Genomic DNA, 11,743 nt, shown 5'->3' with positions numbered 1-11,743 from the left:
CATGATCTCCGCCTACCGCGAGCCCGACCGGGCCAAAGCACGTGACCTGATGACCCGCCTGATCGACTCCCTGAGCGGCGGTGTCCCGGCGCCCATGACCGAGCTCCGCACCCTCGGCCGCACGCTCAAGCGTCGCGCCGCCGACGTCCTGGCCTACTTCGATCGCCCCGGCACGTCCAACGGCCCCACCGAAGCCATGAACGGACGCCTCGAGCACCTACGCGGGTCCGCCCTCGGCTTCCGCAATCTCACGAACTACATCGCCCGATCACTCCTCGAGGTCGGCGGATTCAGACCTCGACTACACCCTGGATTCGGATGAGCCGCCAATGGCATGGCAGCGGCGCTAGTGCCTGCACGCCAGCGAGTCGTCATGCCGTTGGCCGAAGGCAGTTACCGGATCACCTCGAGGTATGGCGCGCGGCAGAACCCGTTCGGCGGGGGCGCGCAGTTCCATTACGGCGTCGACCTAGCAGCACCCCTGGATACCCCTATCCACGCCGTCGCGGACGGCGTCGTGACCTATGTCGGGCAGGGACGCGCCGGCCGGTCGAGCATGCTCATCATCATCGAGCACGAGATCGAGGAGCAGATGGTATACACCTGGTACAACCACATGTACGCCTCTGGCCTCTACGTCGAGCCCGGGCAAGCCGTCGAAGCCGGCCAGGTGATCGCGGGGGTGGGTAACAACGGGAACTCCACCGGCCCGCACCTGCATCTTGAGGTCCACACCGACGACCAGCTCTCCACGGTGAACCCCCTCAACTGGCTCCAGGAACAGGGAGCCGTTGACGTCAGCCAGCTGTAACAGATAAGCCGTCTGCCCCGCGATCTATCCGGGCCTGCCGCGGTGACGTGGACGCTCACCGACACGGTGGTCTACGCGTTGTCCGTCGCTATCGCGTTAACCTTGGTACGGGGCCGACGGTGATTGACCCACGCGGCGATGTTGGTCCTCATGTTCGGTGCGAACATCGGCATCGGTGCTGTGCAGGTCTCGACCGGTTCTGTCGTTTGGTACTGACGCGATGGCGAACGGATCCTTTAGACCGTTCCAGATGCCGACGCTGTGCCCCGGTCAAGGATCGTCTACCGGAACCGTTGGCGAAGATCAACGAGCGGAATCCGTGCGACCAGCGTCCCGGCGACCTCGCCCGCAACGTGACGCTGTCGCGCTTCCACTCGACCCGGGCAGTGACCGCGATAGGCACGCCGACGGGCACTTGGACGCGGCTACGCGGGATCTCAAACCAAGGACCCGCTGCCAGTGGCCACGGTCCGCGTCCCAGGCGAGCGCCTCCGGTGTCAGCAGGCAGCCTGCGCCTCGGCGGTGACAACGAGGGGCGGCCTCCAGGACCTCCAAGTGGGAGGTGGCGGGCCAGGTGGGTCTTGCCGGTACCCGGCGGGCCGAGCAGGATCACGTTCTCCTTGGCTAGGACGAAGTCCGGGGCGCCCAGGTGGGCGATGGTCTCGCGTTTGAGGCCGCGGGCGTGGTCGTAGTCGAAGTCCTCCAGGGACTTGCGGGCCGGGAAGCGGGCGGCGCGGATGCGTCCCTCCCCGGTGCTGGGGGCGGTGCCCATCAGCCGGCCTCCTCATCGACCAGGCCAGGGCGCCGTCGTAGTCGCTCAGTGCTCGGATCTCGACGACCTCACCGGTGGCCGCGTCGGGGAGTAGGGCCAGCAGGTCGGCCCGTCCGCGGCGGCAGCCGCTTCGCGGCCACGAGGTGCTTGTAGTCGGTGGTTGTCTGGTGGCGGGCCCAGAGGCGTTCGTGGTCGGTACGATCGCTCCCTCGAAGGTGGCCCAGATGCGGTCCAGGTCGGCGTGGATGTAGATCCGTCGCCCGATCGCCGAGGGTGCACCGAGTAGTCGTTGGCGTCCAGACGGATGTAGTGATCGCGCGGCAGCCGCGTCGAGTGATGCCATCCGACCTGCGGAGGAACCGGTGGCAGCGGGAGCATCGCGCCCAGGTCGGCGGCCAGCCGGTCGGCCGGGGCGCGGCTTAGCACCCGCATCTGCCGTCCGTTGGCCCGGGCAAAGAACCCGGTCAGCTGGGCGTTGAAGTCCGCCGGGGAGCTGAACCTGCGTCCGGGCAGGAAGGACCGCTCGAGGTAGTCGTGCAGGCGCTCGACCATGTCCTTGCGTCCGGGTCGGCCGGTTTGCAGATCACCACCTTGGCGCCCAGTACCCCGCGGAAGGCCTGACAGTCGAATCTCCGCGGTAGACTGAGAACAGTTCTAGCGCACACTGTGCGTGGGAACACCAGTCCGGCGACTTCGCGCTCGGTAACGATCCGAGACGTAGGCCCACCAGGGGCCCACGGAGGTTCCAGAGGCAGCAAAGATGCAGGTGAGCGAGCTACAGGTATCAGGTTCGATCCCAGTATCGCCCACCAGAGAAGTAGCAGTTCGGAGGGGCCGTCCGGCGGACATCCTGACGGCTCTTCTGTTTGTGTCACCCGCGTTGACCCCAGCGGGGTAGTGGACACGCTGCGGAGGACTCCGAGGAGGGCCGACGATCTGGTGCTGCGATCGCGGCTGAGCACCTGGATGCCTCGCTGTGCCGGGGCGGTATCGGTACCACTTCCCACGGCGGTGAGAACTGAACCGAACTACTGGTCGTCGCGCGGCGAGTGGGGGCGCTCTTGAAGAAGCGCCGACAGGGTGTTCATGGCTGCTACAGCCACCTGGTCGGATACGTGACCGTAGACGTCCACTGGCACCTGTATGTCTCCGTGGCCGAGCATGGAGTTCACAACCTTGATACTCACGCCGGCCTCGAGCAGGCGGTCGCTGCCAGGGGCCGGAGCGTGCGCACGCTGACGGGGGTTTGGGCGACCTATCGGCTACCTCAGGTCGACCTGTTCCGGACGAGAGGATCGCTGGCCCTCCATGCTTCGTACAACCGATCGACCGCCGCATGCGCCTCGTCGATCGGAAGCGGGGTACCCATGTCACTGAATGCTCGCAATAGGTAGTGCCACGCTGCACTCCCGTGGTGACAAGCCTCGTAAAGTGACACCTCGACCCATTGCTCCCGGTTGTCCAGAATCGCGGGCGCTGTTTCTGCGACCGGGTGCCCACCCACCTCACAGTGATCGCGGTAGTCGGAGTTCGGAAATCTGCCCGCTGCGCGCCCACGGATCTTTCCTGGCTGCCACCTGTCGAGCCGACGGGAGCGGTCAGCCCTCAACCAGTCGATCGCGTCATCCGGATCCTCTGACACGGCCCAGGACAGGTACTCGATCTCCACGAGCTGTCGCACCAGAGCGGATCCTGCGTAGGCGCATCGGGCCGCCGCGAGCGCTGCGATTCCCTGTAAGAGCTCACACCCGATCCCAGCCACGAGCCCAGATGCCATAACGCGCGGCCGATAGATCGAGTCCGTAGCAGCCGAGTTCGCCAACTTTCGGGAGGATGCCCCGAACTGCGCAAATGCCACGGCGAGGGCCGCGACGAGTTCGCGTCGCAAGCGTGGCGCTTGATCGTCATCCATCTTCGGACGTTACCAGCACGGGTGTACACCGGGCTTTGCTTGTAGCCAGCAGCCCGACCGCGTTGATCACGCGGCCGCCCTCGCGGACCTTCATGGTCAGCGCGTCAGCGGCGACGAAGGTGAACGGGCCGGCCTCGCTCAGGGGCCGGTGGCGGAACTCCTCGACGATCTTGGTCCAGGCGGCGGCCATCCGCAGGACCTGGGACTTGGACAGGGAGTCGATCCTGAGCTGCTTGACGAGCTTGTCCACCCGCCGGGTGGAGACCCCGGCGAGGTAGCAGTCCGCAACCACGGTGATCAGCGCGGACTCGGCTCGTTTGCGGCGCTCCAGGAGCCACTCGGGGAAGTAGGTGCCCTTCCGCAGCTTGGGGACCGCGACGTCGATGGTCCCCACGCGGGTGTCCAGGTCGCGGTGACGATAGCCGTTGCGCTGGGTCACACGGCCCGGCGTCGGGCGCCCGTACTCGGCGCCGACCACCGCATCGGCATCGGCCGACAGCAGCGCGTTAATCACGGTCTGCAGCAGCGAGCGCATGAGATCTGGGCTGGCCTCGGCCAGGGCTTCACCGAGCAGGCCGCCAGGGTCGACAATGTGAGGAGCGGTCATCGTGATGACTCCGTTCGAGGGTGCTGTGAGAGGTTCACTCGAAGGAGCACGCGGTGGCCGCGTCTACGTCTACAACCACGACGAGCTCGGCGACCGCGCTACACCACTATCGGGGACTCAACTACGCATGATGGCCGGCCGGGTGCAAGGGCGCACCGGTGATCGCCCTCGCGTCATGGACCCCGACAAGTTCGCTATCGCGCGCCTAGACTGGTCGATAGTATGGAAACTCAGACGGGGACAAGCCCGATGGAGTGCTTGGAGCGACGATTGACTGATATTTCAGTGCAGGTACGGCCCAAGCCGGGTCGCGAAGGGATGCTGTCCGGTGGGTCAACGACCGAGAAGTTGGCCGACCGGATCGACGAGCTCACTGACGCCATCGGGGAGGTGGCTCGGCGCATTCATCGAAGACTAGACGCCGACCTGACTGCGCCGGAAACGGCTCAGCCGGGGGACGGGGCGGAGCTTCGTTGGCACCTTGAGGACGTCACACTCGGTTTCTCTGCAGATCTCGAGGCGGAAGCCGGTGTGATCATTGCCCGGACGAAGGCGAGTGCGGGATTTGAGATTTCGTTGAGGTGGAGCCGTACCGCGGAATGAGCGTGTCCGCGTACGTCCCGGCTCCCGGGGCACACCGCCCGGGCCCGGCAGTCGCGCGGCTCTTCGACGGGTCCGCGACGATCGTCAGCCGCGATCATGCGCTGACGGCGCTCCATGTGGTTCCTGACGAGGGGCGCGCAGAACTGCTCAAGCTCTTCCTCAGTGACGGTCGGTGTGTGCATGGCCGGCTCGCGGCGGACGATGGTCACGACCTAGCGCTCATTGACCTTGTCGACGTACCTGAGGATTTCGACGCGCTGCCAGCCTTGGCTCTCGTCCCCGATGTCGATCCTGAGACGGCGATCCGCGTGTACGGCTGGGGTATGTGGCGCCCCTCCGAACACGACCTCGATGTCGTCACTGCGACGGTCAGTGACGTCGTCACGCTGCACGGCCGCCCAGTACTCCGTCTTTTCTCTCCTGAGTCGGCCGCGGGAAAGAACATGCACGGCTTCAGCGGTGGGCCTGCGATCCTCGTGAGCCCGCGCGGCACGGTGGGTCCGCCCACGGTGGCAGGCATCGTGTACTGGATGCCGACGAACGAAGAGGTAGGTAATGCCGGGGTCTTGTATGCAATCCCCGCGTCGGTGGCGATCGAACTCTGGCCTGTTCTCCGAGCGGCCGCCATGCCGGCGCTTCCCTCAGCGGGGCCGATCGGCGCCTACCTGCGAGATCACGTCGGCACCGGTGACCGCCACATTCCCTTTGGTGGAAGGTCCGCCCTCCTGACGGAGCTCCACGATGCGGTCCTCGACCCGTCCGGTCCAGCTGGGCACATCATCGTCGCACCGGCGGGTCGGGGAAAGTCAATGCTGCTGGCCAGGCTTGCCGACCGCCTCATGAAGAGCGCGTCGGCGGACGTCGTCGTGGTGCCGGTCGCCATTCGGTACGGGTTGGCCCGGGAAGAGGTTGTGCTTCGCGCGCTGGTAGGCCGCCTCGCGCACGCCCGAGGACACGATGTCAAGACGGCGCTCGACTGCCCACCCGCGGAACTTCGCGACCGGGTCGTGGACTTGCTCACGGGGCGCGGCGAACCTGGCCGTCGACTTGTTCTCATCATCGATGGGTTAGACGAAGCCCAAGGCTGGGATGTGGCGCCCGGCATGTTCCCGCTGTCGCCTTACGCCGTCCTGGTCGTGAGCGCGCGCAGCACGAGCGATCGCCCCGATCCGGCCGGCTGGTTGAGCACCTTGGGTTGGGACCCCAGGAGCGTCTCGGAGCACACTCTCGCCCCATTCCGGACCCGTGACGTTCGTGAGGTGCTGGGCGACATCCAGCCGCCGTTGGAAAGTGCGGAACACGATGAAGCGACGAGAGGCATCGCTGCGCTGGCCGGCGGCGATCCGCTCAGCGTCGCCCTGTACGCCAGAGACCTGCAGCACGCGCCGGACCGTGCCCGTTGGCTCCGGATGGTGCTCACAATGCCGGGCCCTCCGGGACTGGAGGGGTATCTCGATCGATGGTGGCGCGATCAGGAACTGCTCTGGGGCGGACCGCTGGGTGCTCGGCAGAAGGTGGTCCGCCGGGTCCTCGATCTGCTGGCCGTGGCCTTTGCACCGTTGTCACGCCGACAGCTGCTCGATCTCGCTCGGCTTTTCGGTCCCATCGACGGCGACGACCTGGACGTCGCGCTCGACGACCTGCGGCGGTGGATCATCGTCACGCGGTCAGGCCTCACGTACGCTCTCGCGCACGAGCGATTGGCTGAGGTCAGGCGCGCTCGTCTGTCGGACGACGGTGATCTCACCGCGTATGACGAGGGCGTTATCGCCTTTGCTCGAGGCGCCATCGGCGAGCAGGTTCACGCGTTGGACGCCTACCTCGGTGTGCACCTGACCGAGCACCTCCGGCGAGCAGACGCACCGACGGCGCACTGGACCGTTCTGCTCGACCCTCGATACGCGGCGGTGAGCAGCACGGATAGCATGAGCAGGCAGACATCGTTGCGGGAGCTCGCCCAACGGATCGACGCCGACCATGAGCGGGCACTGTCCGCCGGACAGCCTCTGCAATGGACTCGGGAACGACTTGCCTGCTCGGCCGAACTCCTTGCTACTGCCTCGGCTGAAAAGCTCCCTCAACCAGAGCTGGTGGCTCGCCTGATCGACCATGGTGTGTGGACGACGGGCGATCTGCGCCGCTATCTCGACCTCGCCGCCACGGGCGAAGAGGCTCCGGCCCGAGAAGCGGTGATGGGTGAAATGCTCCCGATTCTCGGCATCAGACGAGGCCTCGAGCTGGCGCACAGCGTCGGGGTGGAGCTGGCGGAGCCCGAGCAGCGACTCGGACGCCTCGTTCGGCACGTGGCTGCCCTGGGGGCCGCGGACATCGAGGCAGCGGTGCGGAACGCGACGGCCGTCGGTGTCTCTCGGTTGCTTGCCATCGACCTCGATCCGACGGCTGATGACTCGGACCTGGTTTGGCGGGCGCTGTGTCAGGCGGATGCGAGCTCACTGTCGCTCCTCGCGACGCACTTCTCAGCAGGTTCGGTCTCACGCGTGGTCGGAAAATCCGTGCCAAAGGTGATCGACGCCGTTATCGGCTATGCACGGCTCGGGGGCGAAGAGGCCCGGCCCGGGCAGCTGTCTCGGGTCCTGGCGACGGCGAACTGGGCCGGGGAGTGGCTTACAAGTTTCGCTACCATAAGGCGAATCGCGGAGGTGGCCCGTACGGGGGCAGAACTGACGGAACGAGCCGGGGCGCTCTCAGACGCAATCATGCGCCTGAGAATCGAGAAAGAGGCGGCGATCGACAGTCAGGACTTCGAGACTGCCGCCGACCGACGTGATGAGGAAATCCAAGCGCTTCAGGAGTACGCGACACTTCGAGAGTCCGTCATGGGCCTGCCAGCGCGCGAGGGGTGGCGGTTAGCCGTCATTGCTCGACTGCTAACCGGTCCTCCCGGCTCACCCATCATGTTGGATCCCGCATCGACGGAGGACATGTGGGGATATGCAACGCTGCCGCGAGCGCTGCGGCGAGCTGCCCTTCAGATCCTCTGGAGGGCTCGCCAAGTCCCCGTGGCGGCAGCGCTCGTGACCGATCCGGCCCACGAGCCGGACGAACTGCTCGATCGGCACTTGTTCCCGATGACAGCAGACTGCGTTCGCGACATCGTGACCGCCGCCCTGGAGCAAGGCGCGACGATTCCGCCCAGGACCCGAGACATCGTCCTTAGCGCACGCGCTTCGCTCGGTCCGGACGACGCTGCGGTGGTCGCAGGTCTCCGGTTCGGCACCAGCCAGGCGGCGGGGCGTGGGGCGCGGGACTCCGACGACGCGGTCGCACTTCTGGGTGCTGCCGCACACGCTCCGCGCACGCTGGCTGAGCTGTGGGACCTGATGACCGCGGTGCAGAGCGACTGGCTGCGTGTGGAACTGGTCCTGTGCTTGGCGTCCGGTGTGGAGGATGCGCCCAGGAGCATCGCCGCCGACGTCGTCACGGCATTGGTACGGGCTGCTCATGTGCACCCGTGCGGAGCCTCCGCCCTTGACCTCGCCATCACTTGGTACCGCCAGTCCGGCGGCGAGCTCGACGACCTACGGGTGGAGATCCACGACGACGCGCTGTACGCGCATGTCCTCTCGTCCCTGCCGCCGGCAAACTGGGACGGCCTCAACAGCCGGGAGTTGCTCTCGGCAAGGCGTGCGATGCAGGGCAACGTGAAGGAGTGGCTGGCCCGCTACGCATTTGAATACCCGCGCATGACGGCTGAGGTCCTGAAGCGGCTCGATCAAGAGAGCCGGGCGGCCGTGCTCGACGGCATTCTGCGGGCTGCTGAGTGGACGGACGCCCGAGGCGCGAACGACGCTGGTGGGTTCATCACCCCAGCCTGGCCGGGAGAGACGACGTTCGCCTCCCGACGCACGTGGTCGCGCCTGGCCGCATTCCTGGTCGCCGGCATGAAGGAGGAGGAACTCGCAGTAGTGACTACGGTCGCCGGTGCAAGACGGACCTACACCCACCACGGGCTACGCGTGTTCGCCGACGACCCATTGTATCCTCACGACGGCCCAGTGCGTGACCGCCTCTTCGCCAGCGTGGCTTCGCGGCTGGGTGCCCTCGAGCGTTGGGGCAGCGCCGCCAACGTACTCGGGGCCGTGTCCGGTGTTCGCGAGGCTGCGGCCACATTCGGGTGGCTGATCGACCGGTGTCCAGCCACGACCTTGCCGGAAATCGTGCGGCGGGCCCTGCTCACAGCCGACGACAGCGGATCGGCGGCGTCGCGAGCGGCCCTCTGGCTGCACATCTTGAGGCGGCAGTCAGTGTTGACGGAGAGACAGCAACGGCGGGTGTTGCAGACAGTCTTGGCGGTGTCGCCGCACTCGGTGGAAAGCCTGGCGATCGACCGCGCCGCGGTCGAGCACTTCTTGTCTCACATGGACAGGGCGTCGGAGGGATGACCCGCATCACCGTGATCTTCGGCGAGTGGTGAGACCGCCGTGATCTCTTGCCCCCAGCCGTTGGGCCTTCTCGGCTGCGGAGTACGACGACCTCTCCGCCGGCTTGGCACATATCGCGGGCTGGAAGATGCTTTCGCCGCTCCGGTTCGACCGTAGCGGGACCCGCGGGTGTACGCGCCCTATCCGGACGTCGTCACGCTGACGTCCTCGGTTCTGGAAAGCCTGTGGTGGTATGCCTCCGGCCCCCCCGGCGGTCATGCACGCGGCGATCATGCTCATCGAGCGGGTGGGGATGTGGCCAGAGGCGCCTCCTTGGGGCAATCGACCATCGCCGGCCGATCGGTCACCGTTCACCGGGAGTGCTACGCGACCAGCGACACCGATACGCCGTTCGGATCCCTCCCCTAAGCGACTGACCGGCAACGCTCGGACACAATCGCACCCCTGAATCCATCTACGCCTGCGAAGGTGTACTTCGAGCGCACCCTGCGGTGATGTTGCCACCGGCACACCCTTGCCATTTCCTCCAGGGCGCCGCGGTTCTCCGCAACTCGAGCTCCCCAAGGGTCGATGCCGAGAGTCGCGATCCTGGACGGGGTCGCAACCCGGCGGTCGCGCGCGCACTTAGCGAAGCGCGCGAGGTTCCGTCCCGACGGGCTAATCCGCCGGTGATCTGTCCGAACCGCTCGCCGCGACCGATCAGGGACTAGCGGAAGATGCGCGCAGGATCGCTACTGCCGAGCGTGTACTCATGGCTACTCTGTCATCGTGACGATCCTCGTTCTCGACACGAACGCTTTGCGACGTGGGCACTTCAGCGCGAAGACTTTGCAGCGCTGGATTGACGCCGTTGGCGAGGATGCCCGGATTGTCGTTCCCGAGGTCGTCATTTGGGAATGGGCAGAACACGCAGCCACGGCATACGCGACTCTCCAGAGCCAGCTGCAGGAGTTCATCGTTGATCCGGGTCTCTATGAGCACCCCGATCTTGCGGACCAACTACCGACAGCGTCACTCACAGAACGCATAACGGCGATGATTCCTGAGTCAGTCGAAGTCTGGTCACCCCCGAACTCCTTTTGGCGCCAGAGCGTCATGGACCAAGTCCTTCAGGTTGGGGCGGGTGAGCGGAAGCAGGGTGTTAAGACGGGTGCTGCGGACTCCGTCGTGCTCGCGTGTGTAGAGCACATGGTCGCGAGTCGCAGAAATGCCGAGGCTGTAGTGCTTGCGACCAACGACAGTCGTCTCAGATTCAATTGCGGCCAGCGATTCGGTGACGAAGTCCTGACAGCAAAGGGCACTGCTGACTTGCTCGAGCAGCTCAATGCGTTCGTGCCGGCGGAACAGGAGTTGTTCGAAGGGACCGAGGATGCGCTGCGGGCCGCAGTCGAGGATGAAAGTACGGGAATCGGCGCTGCACTAGCGACCTTCGACATGGGTTTTCAGATACACACTACTGAATCCGCGTCGGGGGAGGGGCGCGCTCCAGTTCGCGACTTGGCTCGCCTCGGTCCGATAGAGATCGTCGAACTGCATGGCCTTCGAGTCACAGGCGCAGAGGCGGCGGAACGAGTCGGCCTAGCGGATGTTCGCGTCTTCGCCGACATCCACATGACCAGGTTGGAGTTGCGGGGCCCCTCAGCCGGGAGCGCCGAGTGGGTGACGACTTTTGATGATTTCGTACCCCACGGATTCGTAGATCTCACTGTCGCAGTCGCATGGGACAGGTTCTGGAAGGTGCTCTCGGTCTCGCCAACCGGACCCGCCGTGATTGTCTTCGACTCGGCCGAGTATGACGAACTCGATGACGTGCCACCCTTTCACACGGGTGAGAGTCTGCGCGTAGCTAGGGGTTCAGATGTGAGGGACAGAAGAGGCTGACGGTGAGGACGAGGCCCTTGCGGAGCTGCCTCTCAGGACGAGTCCTCGACCCCCCGCGGGGCCAGCGTTGAGGACTCATCCGGGTGCTGACGCCTGATCCATCTCATCCCCTCGAGGAGCCCGCCGTCGGTCCTGCCCGCGGCGGGCTCCCTGCGTTGTCGGCGCCGCACGCGAGGGTCGAAACTAGATCGTCACGGCGGCCGGCGCGCTGTAGGCCGCCAGACGGGTCTGCACGGACCTCGACGTGAGACTGCTCGTCGCCGAGATGCTCACCCTGTTCCGCCTCCACCAGGCCCGCGGTGGCCTGACGCCTGCTTCAGCACACGAGAAGGGACGCTGCCGGGGCACTTGGACACCGGGGAACGCGTATGGCGCCCGCGCGCAAACCCTGATGGACGGCCCCTGGCTGCGGAGAACTCGGGGCTCGGTAGAGTGGCCGATGGTGGGTGCGCTGCCCACCCGAGATCACGACGTTACCGTCAGGGTCTCGCCACCTCCGTCTTGGCGGGGGAGCGCACACGGCCCGATTCCCCCATGGTTCCCCCACAGCCTCCCGGCTAACGGCGAACCTGCAGGTGAGGGTAGGTTCGAAGAGTTCAACGTCTGAGGAACAACTCAGCTCTCGGCGAGGAACCTTCCCCTCGCCGAGAGCTGAGTTGTTCCTGAGCCCACCTCCCCGGTTCTCCTCCGACCTCCCCGGTCCGCCCTGGCCCCGGTGAGGTGAACCGGGGAGCTCATCGCGCGCACCGCCCGG

General features: G+C 66.1%; 4 protein-coding genes and 3 pseudogenes. 4 read left to right on the top strand and 3 right to left on the bottom strand.

Annotated elements, in window-relative coordinates; genetic code table 11:
- Both DSZ44_RS13175 and DSZ44_RS13170 read left to right on the top strand, forming a co-directional pair.
- Positions 1-322, top strand: a 322-nt coding sequence (locus DSZ44_RS13175) for a transposase (RefSeq protein ID WP_146237555.1), incomplete at its 5' end; no start/stop codon positions are given.
- A 12-nt stretch (positions 323-334) separates the two neighbouring features.
- Positions 335-811, top strand: coding sequence for a M23 family metallopeptidase (locus DSZ44_RS13170; protein ID WP_110853088.1), 477 nt, complete (start codon positions 335-337; stop codon positions 809-811).
- 568 nt (positions 812-1,379) lie between these two features.
- On the opposite strand, the pseudogene DSZ44_RS19070 reads toward DSZ44_RS13170, so the two are convergent.
- The 3 pseudogenes from DSZ44_RS19070 to DSZ44_RS13160 form a co-directional block, all read right to left on the bottom strand.
- Positions 1,380-1,562: pseudogene (locus DSZ44_RS19070) on the bottom strand (ATP-binding protein); the annotation flags it as partial.
- Positions 1,563-1,608: 46 nt separating this feature from the next.
- Positions 1,609-2,209, bottom strand: a pseudogene (locus DSZ44_RS18835) (Mu transposase domain-containing protein); the annotation flags it as partial.
- A 1,326-nt stretch (positions 2,210-3,535) separates the two neighbouring features.
- Positions 3,536-4,102: pseudogene (locus tag DSZ44_RS13160) on the bottom strand (transposase); the annotation flags it as partial.
- A gap of 605 nt (positions 4,103-4,707) precedes the next feature.
- Between DSZ44_RS13160 and DSZ44_RS13150 the strand changes: the two are divergent.
- Entirely contained in the window at positions 4,708-9,108 is a 4,401-nt protein-coding gene (locus DSZ44_RS13150; RefSeq protein WP_181424640.1) for a trypsin-like peptidase domain-containing protein, read from the top strand.
- Between the two features lie 768 nt (positions 9,109-9,876).
- Positions 9,877-10,989, top strand: a complete 1,113-nt coding sequence (locus DSZ44_RS13145; protein ID WP_110853085.1) for a hypothetical protein — start codon at positions 9,877-9,879, stop codon at positions 10,987-10,989.
- Positions 10,990-11,743: the final 754 nt, after the last annotated feature.

The sequence above is a fragment of the Georgenia satyanarayanai genome (genome assembly GCF_900116375.1).
Lineage (GTDB): Bacteria > Actinomycetota > Actinomycetes > Actinomycetales > Actinomycetaceae > Oceanitalea > Oceanitalea nanhaiensis.
This window is presented reverse-complemented; position numbering and strand designations above follow the sequence as displayed.

Coding starts and splice junctions, on each gene's coding strand:
- DSZ44_RS13170 (WP_110853088.1), top strand. CDS start 335: ATGGCAGCGGCGCTAGTGCCTGCACGCCAGCGAGTCGTCATGCCGTTG.